This window comes from Paenarthrobacter sp. E2MeOHC11, from assembly GCF_058744955.1.
Window position 1 is genome coordinate 2,391,006 of sequence record NZ_CP196673.1, and the last position, 16,858, is coordinate 2,407,863.

At 63.6% G+C, this 16,858-nt stretch carries 17 protein-coding genes; 11 read left to right on the forward strand and 6 right to left on the reverse strand.

Translation table 11 applies throughout. The annotated features are described in order from the left end of the window. The first annotated feature begins 22 nt into the window (after nucleotides 1-22). Nucleotides 23-1,723 carry a bifunctional 3-(3-hydroxy-phenyl)propionate/3-hydroxycinnamic acid hydroxylase MhpA gene (gene mhpA, locus ACSSVG_RS11170; protein ID WP_492418927.1) on the forward strand — a complete coding sequence of 567 codons (1,701 nt, stop codon included), beginning with the start codon at nucleotides 23-25 and terminating at the stop codon, nucleotides 1,721-1,723. A 130-nt stretch (nucleotides 1,724-1,853) separates the two neighbouring features. Here the strand turns inward: mhpA and ACSSVG_RS11175 are convergent, their stop codons facing one another. Both ACSSVG_RS11175 and ACSSVG_RS11180 read right to left on the reverse strand, forming a co-directional pair. Next, nucleotides 1,854-2,723, reverse strand: a complete 870-nt coding sequence (locus tag ACSSVG_RS11175; protein WP_492418929.1) for an alpha/beta fold hydrolase — start codon at nucleotides 2,721-2,723, stop codon at nucleotides 1,854-1,856. A gap of 131 nt (nucleotides 2,724-2,854) precedes the next feature. Next, entirely contained in the window at nucleotides 2,855-3,253 is a 399-nt protein-coding gene (locus ACSSVG_RS11180) for a RidA family protein (RefSeq protein ID WP_159708016.1), read from the reverse strand. Between the two features lie 136 nt (nucleotides 3,254-3,389). On the opposite strand from ACSSVG_RS11180, the gene ACSSVG_RS11185 reads away from it, so the two are divergent. The 7 genes from ACSSVG_RS11185 to ACSSVG_RS11215 are packed head-to-tail and all read left to right on the forward strand — an operon-like array spanning nucleotide 3,390 to nucleotide 11,592. Continuing rightward, nucleotides 3,390-4,253 carry a fumarylacetoacetate hydrolase family protein gene (locus ACSSVG_RS11185; RefSeq protein WP_492418930.1) on the forward strand — a complete coding sequence of 288 codons (864 nt, stop codon included), beginning with the start codon at nucleotides 3,390-3,392 and terminating at the stop codon, nucleotides 4,251-4,253. Between the two features lie 26 nt (nucleotides 4,254-4,279). Beyond that, entirely contained in the window at nucleotides 4,280-4,762 is a 483-nt protein-coding gene (locus ACSSVG_RS11190; protein ID WP_026541145.1) for a cupin domain-containing protein, read from the forward strand. Nucleotides 4,763-4,765: 3 nt separating this feature from the next. After that, nucleotides 4,766-5,638 carry an acyl-CoA thioesterase gene (locus ACSSVG_RS11195; protein WP_253465103.1) on the forward strand — a complete coding sequence of 291 codons (873 nt, stop codon included), beginning with the start codon at nucleotides 4,766-4,768 and terminating at the stop codon, nucleotides 5,636-5,638. Between the two features lie 59 nt (nucleotides 5,639-5,697). Then, nucleotides 5,698-7,392, forward strand: coding sequence for an AMP-binding protein (locus ACSSVG_RS11200; protein WP_492418933.1), 1,695 nt, complete (start codon nucleotides 5,698-5,700; stop codon nucleotides 7,390-7,392). Nucleotides 7,393-7,406: 14 nt separating this feature from the next. Continuing rightward, nucleotides 7,407-9,797 carry a bifunctional salicylyl-CoA 5-hydroxylase/oxidoreductase gene (locus ACSSVG_RS11205; RefSeq protein WP_492418935.1) on the forward strand — a complete coding sequence of 797 codons (2,391 nt, stop codon included), beginning with the start codon at nucleotides 7,407-7,409 and terminating at the stop codon, nucleotides 9,795-9,797. 2 nt (nucleotides 9,798-9,799) lie between these two features. Beyond that, entirely contained in the window at nucleotides 9,800-11,161 is a 1,362-nt protein-coding gene (locus ACSSVG_RS11210; RefSeq protein WP_492418937.1) for an MFS transporter, read from the forward strand. A gap of 8 nt (nucleotides 11,162-11,169) precedes the next feature. Then, entirely contained in the window at nucleotides 11,170-11,592 is a 423-nt protein-coding gene (locus ACSSVG_RS11215; RefSeq protein WP_492418939.1) for an acyl-CoA thioesterase, read from the forward strand. Between the two features lie 21 nt (nucleotides 11,593-11,613). Here ACSSVG_RS11215 and ACSSVG_RS11220 read toward each other — a convergent pair whose 3' ends face one another. Next, nucleotides 11,614-12,399, reverse strand: a complete 786-nt coding sequence (locus ACSSVG_RS11220; RefSeq protein WP_492418941.1) for a VOC family protein — start codon at nucleotides 12,397-12,399, stop codon at nucleotides 11,614-11,616. Nucleotides 12,400-12,522: 123 nt separating this feature from the next. On the opposite strand from ACSSVG_RS11220, the gene ACSSVG_RS11225 reads away from it, so the two are divergent. Further along, complete coding sequence (locus ACSSVG_RS11225; protein ID WP_231340392.1) at nucleotides 12,523-13,407, forward strand: PaaX family transcriptional regulator; 885 nt, start codon at nucleotides 12,523-12,525, stop codon at nucleotides 13,405-13,407. A 16-nt stretch (nucleotides 13,408-13,423) separates the two neighbouring features. Here ACSSVG_RS11225 and ACSSVG_RS11230 read toward each other — a convergent pair whose 3' ends face one another. After that, entirely contained in the window at nucleotides 13,424-14,206 is a 783-nt protein-coding gene (locus ACSSVG_RS11230; protein WP_492418943.1) for a VOC family protein, read from the reverse strand. Between the two features lie 212 nt (nucleotides 14,207-14,418). Beyond that, entirely contained in the window at nucleotides 14,419-15,060 is a 642-nt protein-coding gene (locus ACSSVG_RS11235) for an NADPH-dependent F420 reductase (protein ID WP_492418945.1), read from the reverse strand. A gap of 82 nt (nucleotides 15,061-15,142) precedes the next feature. Here ACSSVG_RS11235 and ACSSVG_RS11240 point away from each other — a divergent pair, with 82 nt between their 5' ends. Together ACSSVG_RS11240 and ACSSVG_RS11245 are read left to right on the forward strand one after the other, a co-directional pair. Next, nucleotides 15,143-15,457 carry a hypothetical protein gene (locus ACSSVG_RS11240; RefSeq protein ID WP_231340395.1) on the forward strand — a complete coding sequence of 105 codons (315 nt, stop codon included), beginning with the start codon at nucleotides 15,143-15,145 and terminating at the stop codon, nucleotides 15,455-15,457. Further along, the gene (locus tag ACSSVG_RS11245) at nucleotides 15,447-16,151 is read left to right on the forward strand and encodes an HAD family hydrolase (RefSeq protein WP_492418947.1); all 705 of its coding nucleotides are present in this window, start codon (nucleotides 15,447-15,449) and stop codon (nucleotides 16,149-16,151) included. Before ACSSVG_RS11240 ends, ACSSVG_RS11245 begins: the two co-directional genes overlap by 11 nt. Here ACSSVG_RS11245 and ACSSVG_RS11250 read toward each other — a convergent pair. Then, nucleotides 16,148-16,759, reverse strand: a complete 612-nt coding sequence (locus ACSSVG_RS11250; protein ID WP_159708033.1) for an NADPH-dependent FMN reductase — start codon at nucleotides 16,757-16,759, stop codon at nucleotides 16,148-16,150. The two genes, ACSSVG_RS11245 and ACSSVG_RS11250, sit on opposite strands and share 4 nt — an antisense overlap. Between the last annotated feature and the right edge of the window lie 99 nt (nucleotides 16,760-16,858).

The following is a 16,858-nucleotide window of genomic DNA, read 5'->3' on the forward strand; positions in this document are numbered from 1 at the left end:
TGCCCGTCGCGAGGATTGAGCGATGGAAACCACTGCGGACAGCGAAGTCGTGATCGTGGGTGCCGGTCCGGCCGGACTGATGCTTGCCAACATCCTCGGTATGTACGGCCGTTCTGTGACGGTCCTGGAGGCCCGTGACCAACTGATCGATTACCCCCGGGGCGTGGGACTCGACGATGAGTCGTTCCGGACCATTCAGACCATAGGCCTCGCCGAACAGGTAAAGCCCCACACCACCCCGCAGCACATCATGAGGCTGGTCAATGGAGCCGGCAAGGTCATCCTTGAGAACAACCCCCGCACGCTCGAATTCGGCTGGGACCGGAAGCATGGTTTTATCCAGCCCGATGTTGACCGGGTGCTCCTGGATGGGTTGGGGCGTTTCGAGAACGTACGCGTCCTGTTCGGGCACCAGGTGGATGTGGTTGAGGAGGATGCCGGGGGCGTGACTGCCGTAGCCCGCGTGACCGCAGGAGGGGCAGAAACTGAGCAGCGGTTCCGGGCACGTTTTCTGGTGGGCTGTGAGGGCGGTAAGTCGCCCACCAGAAAGCGGTTGGGTGTCACCTTCGAGGGACGTTCCCCGTCTACCCGTTGGCTGGTTGTGGACGTGAACAACGATCCTTTGGGAACTCCCAATGTCTTCCTGGGGGCCGACCCCAAACGCCCCTATGTCTCGATCGGACTGCCGCATGCCGTCCGCCGATTTGAGTTCATGCTGCATCCGCACGAGACCGAAGACCAGGTCACGGATCCGGACTTCGTCAACGGCATGCTCAAGGGTCACGTTCCGGATCCAGCCAGCCTGGACTACATCCGGCGCCGGGTCTTCACCCATCACGGGCGGGTAGCCGGCTCCTTCCGCGGCGGCCGCCAACTGATTGCCGGCGACGCTGCCCACCTCATGCCCGTGTGGATGGGCCAGGGGTGGAATTCGGGCATCAGGGATGCCACCAATCTTGGCTGGAAACTGGCCACAGTGCTGGCCGGTACAGCCGACGCCGACATTCTGGATACCTACACGTCGGAGCGGCGGGCGCATGCGAAAGCCATGGTGGATCTGTCACTGACCATGGGATCTGTGATCAAACTGACGCATCCGGTGGCCGTGGCTGCCCGCGATGCCGCCGCCACAGTGCTCAATCTATTCCCCCAGGTGAAGAGCTACTTTGCGGACATGCGGTTCAAACCCATGCCGCGGTACTCCGAGGGAGTCCTGGCGGATCCCAGCACGCGGGAGGCGGGCCGCGCAGCCCCCAGGTTGAGCAGCAATCTGGTAGCCGTCCGGACAGCCAGAAACAAGGTGTCACCAGTGGGATTGCAGTTTCCCCAGCCCCGGGTGAACTCCTGGGCCGGGCGCAATCTGTTGTTGGACGACGCTGTGGGCAACTGGTGGACAGTCATCTTGTGGGGCAACAGCCCCCGGGATGTCCTCCCCGGGGAGGCGTTGGCCAAACTGGAAGCCCTGGGCGCCCGCCTGGTGTGCATCCTGCCGGAAACCCAGCGTGAATGGGCGGAGGCGTACATGTCTCCGGACGTCCTGGTCCTGGGTGACCATACGGGCACCGTCAAGAAGTGGTTTGACGACAGGCCCACGCCCATGGTGTTCCTCCGCCCGGACCGCTTTGTGGCAGGTGCCTGCCTCATCCAGCACGCGCCCGAAACTCTCGACGCGATCCTGGCATCAATGTCCTTCGCCGGCAGCCCCGTGCTTCCTCAGCACTAGAGGCGCTGGCGCAGGCAAACAAGAGGATGGCCGGCGTCTTGGGGGAGCCGGCCATCCTTGTCCATAACACGCTGTCCATTGCGCGTGCTGCCAGGGTCTGCCCTGCCAGGGTGGACCCTGCCGGCGGAGTCTATGGACGGGTGACTCCGTGGGAGGCCAGGTACTGGGTCACTACGGCGTTGAAGTCGCTGGCCCGTTGCACTTGGGACCAGTGACCGCACTGGCTGAAGATATGCGCATCTGCGGACGGGACAACGTTCAAGAGCTCCCACGTACGCGACACGGGAATCACCACGTCCTGCACACCGTGAATCAAGAGCACCGGAACTTCCAAGCGTGACAATACGTCAAAATCCAGGGGCAGCCCGGTACGGTCCCGGTCCCGCGCGCTGACCACGTCTGCCAAGCGGTCCGAGGCGGTATCGTTCAGTGCTGCCTGGTAGCGGAGCGAAACCAACTCATCGGTCACCAATGATTTGTCCACCACAAAGAGCTCCAAGGTGCGGCGGATGCCGGCCTCGGACAGATCGGGCGTGGAATGCCCTGCAAGGGCTCCCGTCAGCTTGGCGCCGCCAGTGCCCATGGAGATGATGCCAAGAAGGCGCTCCGGGAAGTCGATGGCGAACTGAAAGGCAAGCCAGCCGCCCAGCGAATTGCCCACTATCCACGTCTTGTCGATGCCCAGCGCGTCAAGGGTGCGGACTGCGTGGCGCACCCATTCCTTGATCCCGTACTCTGTCCCCGGTGCCACCACGGATTGCCCGTAGCCAATCGAGTCGATGGCGATGCACCGTGCTTGCTCGGAAATCCGGGGAAGGTTGAGCCACCAGTTTGCGGCGGCGGTGACACCCGTCCCTGAACCGTGCAGGAAGAGGACGGGGGTGCCTTCGCCGACGTCGTGATAGTGGGTGAGTTCGCCCTCGGCTGTCTCCAGCCATTTGTCGTCGAGGCCAAAGAAGGTATCGGTGGTGTAGGCGGGAATGGGGACTGAAACAGACATAGCGTGGCTCCTGAACTGCTGGAATCGCAGGGTCATGCCCTGCAAGGGTTCCGTCTCACGTTATGCACCCTGCACCGCCATTGGGGCTGCTCGTTCCGCTGCCCGGCACGCCCGCCCCGCCGGGGTCAGCTTTAGCGCTCCGGGATCACAGCAATGCCCTGGATTTCGATCAGGGCCTCTTTCTGCCACAGGCGCGTGACGCCGATGCCCGCCATTGCGGGGTACTGCGAGCCTGCCATGTCACGCCAGATGCGCCCGATTTCCCGGCCATTGGCCATGTAGTCGTCCACGTCCGTGAGGTAGATCGTCACGTTGACCAGGTCTTCGGGCTGTCCGCCGGCTTCTCGGAGGGTGGTGATGACGTTGGAGAACGCCTGTGTGAACTGTTCCACGATGCCGCCGGGAACGATGTTCATGTTCTTGTCCAAGGCCGTCTGCCCGCCCAGGAAAACAGTGTTTCCGGCAAGAATGCCGTGCGCGAAACCCGATGGCTTGGGCAGCGATTCCGGGTTGATCGTCTGGTGGCTCATGCTGTTCCTCCTCGTTGTGGCAACTGCAAAAACTTTTGGAAAGCCTCTGTGCAGATCATTTCTGCCGTGCTACGTTGAGCATATGTGACGATCGTAAAAAAGTCGACACATCACAAAGACTCGAAGGGATCCCGCAATGAAACTCGCCACCTTGCGCACGGCCAACGGAGGTACGACGGCGGCGCTCGCCACGGGCGCCGACTCCTACCTCGCGCTTCCCGCCACTGACGTCGGGGCCCTCCTGGCCCAGCCGGAGTGGCGGTTGGTCGTCGAGAAGGCAGCAGAGGCTGCAGCGTCCAACGGGCAGGCCGTCATCGCTGCAGCCGACGCCGACCTGGCGCCACTCCTGCCCCGTGCAGGCAAGGTCATCTGCTGCGGCCTGAACTACGGCGACCACATCCAAGAGATGGGCCGCGAACTTCCTGAGTACCCCACGCTCTTCGCCAAATACGCAGACACCCTGGTCGGAGCAAACGACGCTGTAGAAGTCCACGGCAGCGTCCGCGTCGACTGGGAAGCCGAGCTCGCCGTCGTCGTGGGTTCTGAACTGTTCCGCGCGGACGAAGACCAAGCGAGCGAGGCAATTGCCGGGTATACCGTGGCCAACGATGTCTCCATGCGCGACTGGCAGAGCCGAACCCTTCAGTGGTTCCAGGGGAAGGCTTGGGACGGCAGCACTCCCGTGGGGCCGGTCATGCTGACGGCCGACGAGGCAGGACAGAGCTTCGAGGTCCGCGGCTATGTCAACGGCGAGCTGGTGCAGCAGGGGAACACCAGCACCTTGGTGTTTGGCCCCGCGCAGCTCCTGTCCTATATCTCGCAGTTCACCGTCCTGCGCCCCGGCGACCTCGTCCTGACGGGTACGCCAGGGGGTGTAGGCATGGGAATGAACCCGCCCCGCTACCTCAACGACGGCGATGTCCTCACCACCGAAATCGACGGGATCGGCCGGCTGGAAAACCAGTTCCGGATCCACGTACCAGTCCCGGCAAACGCCTGAACCACACCACCCCGAAGGAGAACCCCATGAGCCAGAGCACCACCGAATACGTCCTCGAAGGCGACAACTCCATCTACGCCCAGGCCGATGGCAAGGTCGTTCCCGTCGTCACCCGCGCCGGTGCGGAGGACACCAACACCGCCCAGTCCGGGGACTGCATCCGCGTCTCCGGCGTGAGCATCCAGCACACCCCAGCAACCAAGATCTGGTTCGGCCAGGTGTCCAACACTCCCGGCTACCGCTCGCTCCCGCACCACCACGGCGAGGCTGAGACCGGCGGCTACGTGCTCCGGGGCCACGGCCGTATCTACTTCGGCGAGAACTACTCGGAGTTCCTCGACATGAAGGCCGGCGACTGGGTTTTCGTCCCGCCCTTCATGCCCCACGTCGAAGCCAACATGTCCGTCACTGAGGAACTCGTCTGGCTGACGGCCCGTACGCCGGAAAACCTGGTGGTCAACCTCGAAGACGTCGCCGACGAAACGCTCGCCGACTACCGCCGGGCCTAAGCCATGATCACTGGAACCCTGACGTCGGAGACGTTCCTCAAGGCCGTTGAGCTCACGCCCGCAACGGCCGAGGTTTTTGACGAAGCCTACGAAGCAACCACCCAGTACGTGCCGTGGCCAAAAGCCTATGGTGGAGACATGGTGGCACAGGCTGCGGCCGCAATGATGCGGTCCGTTGATGCTGACAGGACTCTGCACTCGATGCATAGCTATTTCATGCGTCCCGTGGATATCGGTTCCAGTGTCCGCTATGAAGTGGAGCGCCTGCGCGATGGTCGCGGGTACTCCACCCGCACGGTCCGGGGCTTCCAGAACGGCAAGCCCGTCTATGCCGCCATGGGTTCGTTCCAGGTTCCCGAAGAGGGGCCGGACTTCCAACCCGACGCCCCCGCCGCCGTCGAGCCTGAATCGCTGCGGACGGCAGCCGAAGTGCTGGACGGGACTGACGGACCGGCCGCAGAGTACTGGTCCTCTGGCCGCAGTTTCGACATGCGGCATATTCCCGGTCCGGTATATATCGAATTGGAAGGCGGTTCGGTACCGCAGCAAGCGATTTGGGTGAAGGCCTTTGACGCCCTGCCTGACGACGCCGACCTCCACCGCACGGCCTTGGCCTACGTCTGCGACTACACGATTTTGGAGCCTCTGCTCAGGGTCAACGGACTCAACTGGTCCAGCCCGGGACTCGCCACCGCAAGCCTGGACCATTCCATGTGGTTCCACCGCGACGGCCGGGCGGATGACTGGATCCTCTATGCCCAGGAAGCCATATCCGGGCAGAGCAACAGGGGCCTGGCCATGGGCCGCTTCTTCGACCAGCAAGGAAGGCTCCTCGCCACGGTGGCCCAAGAGGGCATGATCCGGGCCGGCGCCTAAACATCTTCCTAACCCCACCAACCAGCAGCTTCAACGACGCACCACTGAAAGGAACGGCCATGAGCATGATGCCATCGGCCCACGTGGACACGTTCACCCGCGACCACCTGCCGCCCGCCGATACCTGGCCTGCGCTTGAATTTACCCTTCCCGAACTCCATTACCCGGAACGGCTTAATGCTGCCGCGGTACTGATCGACGACGCTGTCGAACAGTACGGCGCGGACCGCCCGGCCCTGTGGACCCCTGACGGCTCGGTCTGGACCTACGGTCAGCTCCAGAAGCGCTCCAACCAGGTGGCGCAGGTCCTCACCGAGGACCTCGGAGTTGTTCCCGGCAACCGCGTATTGCTGCGCGGTCCCAACAACCCCTGGATCGTGGCCGCCTGGCTGGGCGTTCTCAAAGCAGGCGCCGTAGTGGTGACCACCATGCCCATGCTGCGCTCCACCGAGGTCTCCACGCTGATCGAACTCACCAAGCCGGCGGTGGCTATTTCTGATCACCGGTTCGTGGATGAGCTGTTGGTTGCGGCCGGGGAAGACGTCACCGTCCTGACCTACGGTGCCGATAACGGATTCGACGACGACGGCGACCTCGCCTCGCGCTGCGGGCACAAGAGCGGCATGTTCACCCCGGTGGACACAGCCGCTGACGACGTTGCCCTGCTGGGTCCGACGTCGGGCACCACCGGCGTGCCGAAGGTGACTATGCACTTCCACCGGGACATCCTGGCCAATGCGGACACCTTCGCCCGGTACATCCTGCAGCCCACCGCGGATGACGTTTTCGCCGGATCCCCACCGCTTGCCTTCACCTTCGGGCTCGGCGGCCTGGTGGTCTTCCCGCTCCGCTTTGGCGCGTCCTCGCTGTTGACCGAAAAGGCTGGCCCGGTGGAGCTGGCCGAGCACGCCTCAAAGGCCGGAGCCACTATCCTCTTTACCGCCCCCACGGCCTACCGGGCCATTCTCAAGGAGAAGCGCGGCGATCTCCTCCGCGGCCTGCGCATCGCTGTCTCGGCGGGCGAACACCTTTCCAAGGAAACCTGGGAAGCCGTCCATGAAGCCACGGGCCTCCGGTTGGTCAACGGAATCGGGGCTACGGAGATGCTGCACGTCTTCATCTCTGCCGCCGGAGACGATATCCGCCCCGGAACCACCGGCCGTGCCGTCCCTGGCTTCAGGGCAACCATCCTTGATGATGACGGCAACGAACTTGGCCCGGGCACCATCGGCCGCCTCGCGGTGATCGGTCCCACCGGTTGCCGCTACCTGGACGATCCCCGGCAGGCGAACTACGTGGTCCGCGGCTGGAACGTCACCGGGGACACGTTCGCCATGGACGCGGACGGGTACTTCACCTACCAGGCCCGCTCGGACAACATGATCGTCTCCTCCGGCTACAACATCGGTGCGCCCGAGGTTGAAACAGCCATCGACCAGCACCCGGATGTGGTGGAGAACGCGGTCATCGGAATTCCCGATGAGGAGCGCGGCAGCATTGTCTGCGCGTTTGTTGTCCTGCGCGAAGGCGTCACCGGCGACGCCGCCAAGCGCAAGGAAATCCAAGACTTCGTGAAGCAGACCATCGCCCCCTACAAGTACCCCCGGGACGTCCGCTTCGTCACCGAACTGCCGCGGAACCCCAGCGGCAAACTCCAGCACTTCAAGCTCCGCGACAAAGTCCTCTCAGAGGACGCAACCGGGAACGCGAGCAACACCGAACAACTGACCCCCGCCGGCCAGAGCCAGGCCTGAGAAGGAGCATCACCATGAAAATCGCAATCGTTGGAGGCGGCCCCGGCGGCCTGTACTTCGCAGCACTCATGAAGCAGCTGGACCCGTCGCACGACATCACGCTCTGGGAACGCAACGCTGCCAGCGACACCTTTGGCTTCGGCGTCGTCTTCTCCGATGAGACACTGGGCGGCATCGGCAACGCCGATCCCGTGGTGGCCGAATACATGAGCCGGCGTTTTGCCCGCTGGTCCGATATCGACATCCACTTCCGCGACCAGATGATCACGGTAGGCGGCCAGGGCTTCGCTGCCATGAGCCGCAAGGAACTACTGGAACTGCTGCAGCGCCGGTGCATCGAACTGAACGTGGACGTGCGGTTCAGCACCTTGGCCCCGGCTATCGAGGAACTCGAAGCCAACTACGATCTTGTACTCGCCGCCGATGGAGTCAATTCGCAGATCCGCGCCAAGTACGCCGAATCCTTCAAACCGAACCTGGACCCGCGGTCCAACAAGTTCATGTGGCTTGGCACGGACCAGGTATTTGAGGCGTTCAAGTTCTTCGTGAAGGAGACCGAATGGGGCGTCATGCAGATCCATGGCTACCCGTACTCCGACGAGGGCTCCACGTTCATCGTGGAAATGCACCAGGACGTGTGGCACGCGGCAGGATTCGACGAGACCGCCAACGAGGTCTTCCCTCCCGGCGTTTCGGACGAGAAGGCCATCGCCAAAATCCGGGAGATCTTCGCGGAGGAGCTGAACGGCTACGAGGTCCTGACGAACAACTCCAAGTGGATCAACTTCACTACTGTCCGCAACGAGAGCTGGCGCCACAACAACGTGGTGCTGTTGGGCGACGCTGCCCACACCGCTCACTTCTCCATCGGTTCGGGCACCAAGCTGGCCATGGAGGATTCCTTGGCGCTGGCTGCCTGCCTGCACGAGCACGCGGATGTTGAGTCCGCCCTGGCGGCGTACGAGGCCGAGCGACGGCCCGTGGTCGCTTCCACCCAGCGTGCAGCGCAGGCATCACTGGAGTGGTTCGAGCGCATCGGCCAGTACAAGGACCAGGACCCCACCCAGTTCGCGTTCAACCTGCTGACCCGCAGCCGCCGCATCACCCAAGAGAACCTTCGCTTGCGTGATCCCGAGTTCGCTGACGCCGTGGACCGCGACTTCGCAGAGTCACAGGGCCTCACCGAGGTTGCGCCGGCCATGTTCCAACCGTTCCGCATAGGCGGGCTGGAGCTCAAGAACCGCATTGTCGTCTCCCCGATGGACATGTACTCAGCCACGGATGGCATCCCGGGCGACTTCCACAAGGTGCACCTGGGCTCCAAAGCCCTCGGTGGTGCAGGCCTGGTCATGACCGAAATGGTCTGCGTCTCCGAGGCCGGCCGCATCACCCCGGGCTGCAGCGGCCTGTACACGGACGACCAGCGCGACAGCTGGAAGGAAATCGTGGACTTCGTCCACAGCCGTTCCACTGCCAAGATCGGTGCGCAGTTGGGCCATTCAGGTCGCAAGGGTTCCACCAAGCTCATGTGGGAGGGCATCGACCAGCCGCTGGAGTCCGGCAACTGGACCGCTGTCGGGCCCTCAGCCTTGCCGTACAGCCCGGAGAACCAGACACCCGTGGAGCTGGATCGCGCCGGCATGGATGCCATCAAGGCGGAGTTCGTTGCCTCGACTGTCCGCGCAGAGCAGGCAGGCTTCGACCTCCTGGAAATCCACGCCGCCCACGGCTACCTGCTGTCCTCCTTCCTTTCGCCGGTGTCCAACAAGCGGACCGACGACTACGGTGGCAGCTTGGAGAACCGGCTGCGGTTCCCCTTGGAAGTGTTCGACGCCGTTCGCGCGGCATGGCCTGCCGGCAAGCCAGTGACGGTGCGCGTCTCCGCCACCGACTGGATCGAGGGTGGCAACACTTCGGACGATTCCGTTGAGATTGCCCGCGCCTTCGTGGCGCACGGTGCCGCCGGACTGGATGTTTCCACCGGTCAGGTCGCCAAGGAAGAGAAGCCCGCCTTCGGCCGCAGCTACCAGACGCCGTTTGCCGACCGCATCCGCCAGGAAGTTGCCGCTCCGGCAGGCGTGGCTGTGATCGCCGTCGGCGCCATCTCCAGCTACGACGACGTAAATTCGATCCTGCTCGCGGGCCGTGCGGACCTTATCGCGCTGGGCCGTACGCACCTCTACGATCCCCAGTGGACCCTGCACGCCGCCGCTGAACAGGAGTACCAAGGCCCGGGTGCCCAGTGGATTCCGCAGTTCCGTGCCGGTCGCCGCAAGCCGCCGAGCTCCCGCACTGATGCCGTTCGTCCGCGCCTGTCCTTGCTGAAGGAAGCGGACATTGAAGAGGCCAACACCCACCTCCGCTGGACTCCTGAGTCAGCCGCCGCATCGGTTTTGGTGAAGTAGCCATGGCCGCCGCGCCAGTCAACGACTGGAACGTGCCCAAGAAGACCACCGGACTGGTGTTGTTCTGCTGCTGGCTCGCGATCCTCGCCGAAGGGTACGACGTCGGCGTTCTCGGTGCCATCCTGCCAGCCCTTGCCGAGTACAAGGAATGGAACCTCAGCCCTCTCGCTCTGGGTGGCCTTGGATCGTATGCCCTGATCGGCATGCTTATTGGGGCCTTGTTCATTGGGACACTCAGTGACCTGGTGGGTCGCAAGAAGATGCTTCTGGCCTCCATGGTGATCTTCACGCTCACCCAGGCCGGGGCGGCGTGGGCTCCGACGCCTGAACTGTTCGGCATCTTCCGCCTGATTGGTGGCTTGGGAATGGGCGGCGTCATCCCGGTGGCAGCGGCCCTCACCATCGAGTATTCGGCTCCGAACAAGCGGTCCTACAACTACGGCCTTATGTACTCCGGCTATTCGCTGGGGATTGTAGCGGCGGCACTTGCGGCACTGTTCGTCCTCCCCATGGGTGGCTGGCGCGCCGTGATCGCGATCGGCGCTGCTCCGGTAGTGCTGATTCCGATCATCTGGAAGTTCCTTCCTGAGTCCCTCGAATATCTGGAGTCCAAGGGACGGCGATCCGAGGCCAAGGCACTGGCCGCCAAGCTGCAGATCGCGAATTACCGGCCCGTGGTCCAGGCGGCACCCGCTGCCCAAGGCACTCCTGTGGATCCATGGTGGAAGACCATCACCACCATGTTCTCCCGCAAGTACCTGCGGTCCACCGTGTTCTTCTGGATCTCCCTCTTCTGCGGACTGGTCCTCGTCTACGGCCTGAACACGTGGCTGCCGAGCATCATGAAGAAGGCCGGCTACGACCTCGGTTCTTCACTGACGTTCCTCCTGGTCTTCAGCCTGGCGTCGGCCATCGGCGGCCTGCTCCTGGGCCGCGCTGCGGACAAATACGGTAAGAAGCTCATCCTGGTGGTGTTCTACATCCTGGGCGGACTGGGCATCATGCTCCTCGTCTTCCCGAACACCATGGTGGTCAACCTGCTGTTCGTCGCCTTCGCCGGCGTCGGTTCCATCTCCACGTCGCTGGTCCTCACCGGCTATATCGCCGACTACTACCCGGCCAAGGTTCGCGGCACGGCTACGGGGTGGGCGTTGAGCTTCGCCCGGCTGGGTGCCATTTCCGGGCCGTTGATCGGTGGCTGGATCGCCGGCTCGAAGCTGCCTTTCGAGGCCAACTTCGCGATCTTCGCCGGCATCGCAGTACTTGCGGCAGGCGCTGTGGCGATGATTCCGAAGCCGCAGCCTGAGGTGCCCGTGACCGCCGTCGACGTCGAGGCCGACGACGCCACCGTCAGCGCCCGCTAGGAGTGATCGTGGACAGGTTTCCGGAGGCGTGCATCGAGCGAACGGTGGAATGGGTGGACACCGACGCCTCCGGACACCAGCACAACTCGGCCATCCTGCGCTGGGTTGAAGCTGCGGAAGCTGAGCTGTTCCGGAAGCTGGAGCTACCGGATTACTTCCCCAGCGCTCCCCGTGTCCAGCAAGTCATTAATTACAAGGCCAAGCTGTGGTTCGGCCAGCGCATCACCGCCACGGTGAAGATCCACGCGCTCGGCCGCACCTCGCTGACCATGGCTTTCGACGTAACGTCCGACGCCGGCGAGGTAGCCGCTTACGGGACGGTCACCACGGTTCACGTCCCCAACGGCACCACCAGGGCGCAGCCTTGGCCGGAGCATCTGGTCCGCGCCGTGAAGGGCGTGCCGGCAGCCGACGTGCCGGTAGCCGAATAGTGCCTTGCCGAAGTGCCTGATCTACGACCCGATGACCTGGCTGATGGCCAGGACGCCTCCACTGGGATCAGCCAGCACGGCGTTTCGGAAGCCCGGGGCATCAGTGGGTGGCATCAACAAAGAGCCGCCCAGCTCAACAACGCGGCGGGCCACAGCGTTTGTGTCCGAAACCTGCACGTTGACGGCCCAGTGGGGCGGAACGCCGGACGCGGGGTCGGCTCCGTTCGCCACGGCAACGACGTCGTCGGGCAGCGTTGGGTGGGTGGCCCGGCGTGTACTTCCGGCTAAGCGCCACAGCCCGATGCCCGCGGGTGCCATCTCCAACCGCCACCCAAAGACGGTTGCGTAGAACCTCTCTGCAGCGGCCATATCCGGGGTATGCAGGGCACTCATTTGCCATGCGCCGGGGGCGTCAAGAACTCCCGCCGCCAGGGGCGCACTCCCGGCGCGTACCCCGAAAGGTGCGCCGCTGGGGTCGGCGAACAAGGCCGTACGCTCACCGTCGCCTCCCTCGACTGGTCCAACCAGCCGGGTTCCCCCGGATTCACCCACGAGGCCCACGGTTGTGTCGAGGTCATCCACGAGGAAGTACGTGGCCCATGCTCCGCGGTCCAGCATTGGCGGGGCCTGCCCCACTCCAGCTACGGGTCGCCCATCGAGCCGGGCCACCCTGTATCCAAGGACAGTGGGGTCATCGAATTCCCAGCCGAAGAGCGGCCCGTAGAACGCGACGGCTGTTTCCAGGTCGGGCTGAAGTGACTCGATCCAACAGGGCTCACCCGGGACGTAGGAAACAGCATCGGTCATGGCGTGGGACCTCCATGGAATAAGTGGCCGGATGGCGCTCAGCCTACGCCGACCACACACGGTCCCGCACCTATGATGAACTGGACTGGCGCCTGATGGGGGCGCGGAAATGAGGCTCTTTCGATGTTCGCCGTTCCGGCACCCGCGGTGCGCCACCAGCAGCTGCTCGTTACGATCTTCGGCCTTTATGGCCGGAACGCCGGCGATGCCTTGCCGGTCTCCGCGCTGATCTCCATGCTGGGCTCGCTCGGTTACGACGCTCCGGGTGTGAGGTCCTCGGTTTCCAGGCTCAAGGCCAAGGGCGTGCTGAAGAGTGTCCGGGAAGGCGGAATCGCCAAGTACAAGATTTCCGAGTCCATCAGCGATGTGTTCCGTGAAGGTGACCGGCGGATCTTCGCACCGGAACCGCCCGCCCCGGTGGACACGTGGGTGCTGGCTGTCTTCTCGGTGCCGGAATCGATGCGCAACCGCAGGCACCAACTGCGTTCCGCGTTGCTGGCGTTGGGGTTTGGTTCCGTGGCCAACGGCGTGTGGATCGCGCCGGCCCACAAGCTGGAGCAAGCCCGGGAACGGCTCACTGCCGGGGGACTGATCGAGTTTGTGGATCTGTTCCGGAGTGACTACGTTTTCGACGGTCCCATGCGGCCCAAAATCTCGGAATGGTGGGACCTCAAGGAACTCGATGAGCAGTTCACCGAGTTCCTTGAGTTGTATGAAGGTGCGGAGCGGCAATGGACCGAGCGAGTCGGTGACGATCCTGAAAAGGCTCTGGCTGAGTCCACGGCAGAGCTGCGGCGGGACGCTTTCCGCTACTACATTCCGATGCTCACCATGTGGCGCAAGTTCCCGTACCGGGACCCGAACCTGCCCGCCGACTACCTTCCGCCTGAGTGGCACGGACCGGCTGTTCGCCGCACGTTCCAAGCGGTGCACCGCCTGGCCGCACCCCTCGCCGCGGCCCACGCACATGAGATCATCACCGAGGCCTTGAATCCTGCTGCGGCCTGACTCATCGCCCGCAGCCCTACTCGCTGGTGCGTGGCGCGTCGATGACGCCGAATACCTCACCCTGGGGCGCCCGCACGACCACCATCCGGCCCATGGCACTTTCCTCCACTGGGCCCAACAGGGTGGCGCCAAGCTCTACTGCCCTGGTGGCCGTACCTTCGACGTAGTCGCTGGCGAACCAGGTCATCCAGTGGTTGGGCGCGTCATCGGGAAGAGCGGTGTCGTGGTGCATTCCGCCGACTTCCCGCCCATCCAGCGGCCTGCGCACAGTGGAGTAGACAAGGCCTTCCTCGGTGACGTCCTGGTAGCTGACGTCGAAGACCTCCGAGTAGAAGGAACGGGCCGTGGAGTACTCACGCGTGTGGAGTTCGTTCCAGCAGAGGGCGCCGTGCTCGTTGACGCGTTCAGCCCCGATGTGGGCTCCGGCCTGCCAGACGCCAAAAACCGAGCCGACGCTGTCCAGGGCCAACGCCATGCGGCCTGATTCCATCACATCAAAGGGAGGAGCGAGAAGCTGCCCGCCGGCTGCGCTGATCTTCTTGGCCGTGAGGTCAACATCGTCCGAGGCCAGGTACGTGGTCCAGGCGGTGGGCATACCCGCTTCCTGTTTGGGACCTATTCCGGCCACGGCCCGGCCCCTCACGTACGCCAGGGTGTAGTCCCCGGCCTCCTTGCCGCCGGACACGAATTCCCACCCGAACAGTTCTGCGTAGAAGGCCTTAGCTTCGGCAAGGTGGTCAACACCCAGGTCCACCCACATGGGAGTTGCTGCGGGCCAGCTGGAGATTTTGGTGGACATGGGACTCCTCGGATTGGGGCTCTTGGGGCGAAGCTGCTTCCCCAGATGCCCGATGCGCCAAGCATCTGAGGAAGCAGCCACCCATAAAGTGCGCCCTGGACCCGTTTCGTGACACCGTTTTCGCCGCTATTCCGTGGCAGGCAGCTGGCAGCAGCCCAAGAATAGGGTGGCGGGCAAGCGCAAGGTGCTTGCCCGCCGTCGTGCGCTGGGGATCAGACCGTGCGCGTGGCCCTGGCGAGGTTCCCGCGGAGTTCATCCGCGTTCTGCCGGATGACGTAGGCGGGGCGGTCCCGTTCGACGCGCCAGCTGTCTTCCAGAGGGCCGATGTTGACGGTGTCGAAGCCGAACTCGTCGTAGAGATTGGTGACGAGTTGGGCGGCTTCCGGGAAGTCGCTGGAGGTGGCCAGGGCGCGTCGGTTGGGCGTGCCGGACGGGGTGCCGTCGGTGGTGATCTCCTTGGCGAAGATGTGGTTGAAGCCCTTTGCCACCTTGGACGTGGGGAGGTGCTTTTGGAGCAGGCCGGAGGTGGTGGCTTCGCCGTTATCCAGCTCGGGAATGCGGCCGTCACGCTCCCAGTAATAGTTGTTGGTGTCGATGACGATCTTGCCCTCGAGCGGCTCCGTGGGAATGCCTTGATAGTTCTTGAGAGGCACGGTCACGACGGCGAAATCGCCCGCCGCTGCTGCCTCGGCCGGCGTTGCGGCCCGGGCCCGCGGCCCAAGTTCCGCGACCAGTTCGCTCAGCGTTTCGGGCCCCCGCGAGTTGCTGATGACGACGTCATAGCCAAGTTCCACCGCTTTGCGGGCGACTTGGCTGCCAATGTGTCCTGCACCGATGATTCCAATTGTTGTCATGTGGGTGCCAACAACAAGTTGCAGACGCCTATTTCCCGCGTTACGCAATATTTCTGAAAGACTTATACTAAGTAGTCTTACTATGCTGGTTGGCATCGAAGACGAGGAGGTAGGGATGGCCGGGCATTTGGAACTGGTTGAAACGCCTGACGGGGATTTTCGGATTCTGATGGTGGACGGCGAGGACGTGTTGATGGGCCTCTCCAAGCGGTTTTCGTCAGTGGATGAGGCTGCTCAGGGAGTAGCTGCCATCAGGGAAGTAGCCGGAACTGGCCTCGTTCGTACCGCTGACGCGGAGCGATACGCTGTCCTGATGCTGGAAGAGCCCGTGATCGACTCAGCGCTCGCAGCGCAGGGCGCACAGGCGCAAGCGAAGGTGGTCAACTGTGGCAGCTGATGCGACGTCAACAAAGAAACGCGGCGTGCTCTTTGATGTGGACGGGACCCTGATTGATTCCAGCTATTTCCACACAATGGCGTGGTGGCAGGCCTTCCGACGGGAAGGGCTGGACGTGGAAATGTCCGCCATCCACCGGCGCGTAGGCATGGGAGGCGACAAACTCATTCAAAGCCTTGTGCCTGATTGCCCGCGGGACATGCAGGAGGAGCTGAAATCGGCCCACGGGGCCGTCTTCTCAACATTCTGGCCCACGCTGCGGCCCTTCGAATCGGTTCGGGACCTCCTCTCGGCATGCTCCGAGGCAGGCCTGGCTGTGGGCCTGGCATCGTCAGCGCAAAAGCGCGACCTCGAAGTGAGCCGCCACATCCTCGACGCCGGATCCTCCATTGAAGCCTGGACCAGCTCCGACGATGCCGAGGAGAGCAAGCCGGCGCCGGACATCCTGGTCGCGTGCCTGGAGAAGCTCGGCGTCAGCCCCGAGGATGCCGTTTTTGTTGGTGACGCAGTCTGGGATGTAAAGGCGGGCGCGGCCATCGGCATGCCCGTGATTGCCCTGACCTGCGGCGGGATCAGCGAGGCGGAGCTGCGCGAGGCAGGTGCCGCGGAGGTCTACGACAACGCGCGGCACCTGCTGGAGCACCTGGAAACCAGTATCATCGGCCGGTTGGCGGCGGGGACAGCCAGCGCCTAGCGGGTGAGCTTGGCGGAGTCCGGTTCCTGGTCGCCGATGTGGCCCGGGGCGTTGGCGGCAAGGACGCGTTGCACGAAGGCGCTGTATTCCTCCATGTAGTGCCGCAACAGGCCGGCGGTTCCCTCGTCCTTGACCGAACCGTCGTCGTCGTACGCATCAGCGACGAAGCGGATGTAAGCCTCAGGCGCGTTCAACTGCGGCGCGTCCAGGAAGCTCAATACGCTCCGCATGGACGACTGCATCACCGCGGTTCCGATACCGCCCGGTGATGCGCCAATGATTCCGGTGGGCTTCCGGGCGAACGAATTGGTGCCCCACGGGCGCGAACCCCAGTCGATGGCGTTCTTGAGCGCACCCGGGATGGAGCGGTTGTATTCGGGGGAGACGAACAGGATCCCATCCGACGCCGCAATGGAGTCTTTCAATTCCCTGCCGGCCGGGGGGAAATCGGCGTCGTAATCCGAACTGTACAAAGGAAGGTCCTTGATGGCGATCTCATGGAACTCAAGCTCCGGAGGCGCGACGCTGATCAGCGCCTTGGAGAGGACCCTGTTGATGGAATTGCTTGCAAGGCTTCCCACGAAGTAACCGATTTTGAAGGTGTCCATAGTGGCGTTCCTTTCCGACGGCACGGCCGGAACCGGCCCGTCGACGGTGTGGTGGCTGGTTGCCCCCAGCTCCCACCGACCCTAGTGGAGTTGTGCACA

Excerpts from the sequence above, each read along its gene's own strand:
- ACSSVG_RS11235 (WP_492418945.1), bottom strand. The coding sequence starts at position 15,060 with ATGACAACAATTGGAATCATCGGTGCAGGACACATTGGCAGCCAAGTC.
- ACSSVG_RS11195 (WP_253465103.1), top strand. The coding sequence starts at position 4,766 with ATGATCACTGGAACCCTGACGTCGGAGACGTTCCTCAAGGCCGTTGAG.
- ACSSVG_RS11200 (WP_492418933.1), top strand. The coding sequence starts at position 5,698 with ATGAGCATGATGCCATCGGCCCACGTGGACACGTTCACCCGCGACCAC.
- ACSSVG_RS11230 (WP_492418943.1), bottom strand. The coding sequence starts at position 14,206 with ATGTCCACCAAAATCTCCAGCTGGCCCGCAGCAACTCCCATGTGGGTG.
- ACSSVG_RS11190 (WP_026541145.1), top strand. The coding sequence starts at position 4,280 with ATGAGCCAGAGCACCACCGAATACGTCCTCGAAGGCGACAACTCCATC.
- mhpA (WP_492418927.1), top strand. The coding sequence starts at position 23 with ATGGAAACCACTGCGGACAGCGAAGTCGTGATCGTGGGTGCCGGTCCG.
- ACSSVG_RS11220 (WP_492418941.1), bottom strand. The coding sequence starts at position 12,399 with ATGACCGATGCTGTTTCCTACGTCCCGGGTGAGCCCTGTTGGATCGAG.
- ACSSVG_RS11185 (WP_492418930.1), top strand. The coding sequence starts at position 3,390 with ATGAAACTCGCCACCTTGCGCACGGCCAACGGAGGTACGACGGCGGCG.
- ACSSVG_RS11175 (WP_492418929.1), bottom strand. The coding sequence starts at position 2,723 with ATGTCTGTTTCAGTCCCCATTCCCGCCTACACCACCGATACCTTCTTT.
- ACSSVG_RS11205 (WP_492418935.1), top strand. The coding sequence starts at position 7,407 with ATGAAAATCGCAATCGTTGGAGGCGGCCCCGGCGGCCTGTACTTCGCA.
- ACSSVG_RS11180 (WP_159708016.1), bottom strand. The coding sequence starts at position 3,253 with ATGAGCCACCAGACGATCAACCCGGAATCGCTGCCCAAGCCATCGGGT.
- ACSSVG_RS11210 (WP_492418937.1), top strand. The coding sequence starts at position 9,800 with ATGGCCGCCGCGCCAGTCAACGACTGGAACGTGCCCAAGAAGACCACC.
- ACSSVG_RS11240 (WP_231340395.1), top strand. The coding sequence starts at position 15,143 with ATGCTGGTTGGCATCGAAGACGAGGAGGTAGGGATGGCCGGGCATTTG.
- ACSSVG_RS11250 (WP_159708033.1), bottom strand. The coding sequence starts at position 16,759 with ATGGACACCTTCAAAATCGGTTACTTCGTGGGAAGCCTTGCAAGCAAT.
- ACSSVG_RS11225 (WP_231340392.1), top strand. The coding sequence starts at position 12,523 with ATGTTCGCCGTTCCGGCACCCGCGGTGCGCCACCAGCAGCTGCTCGTT.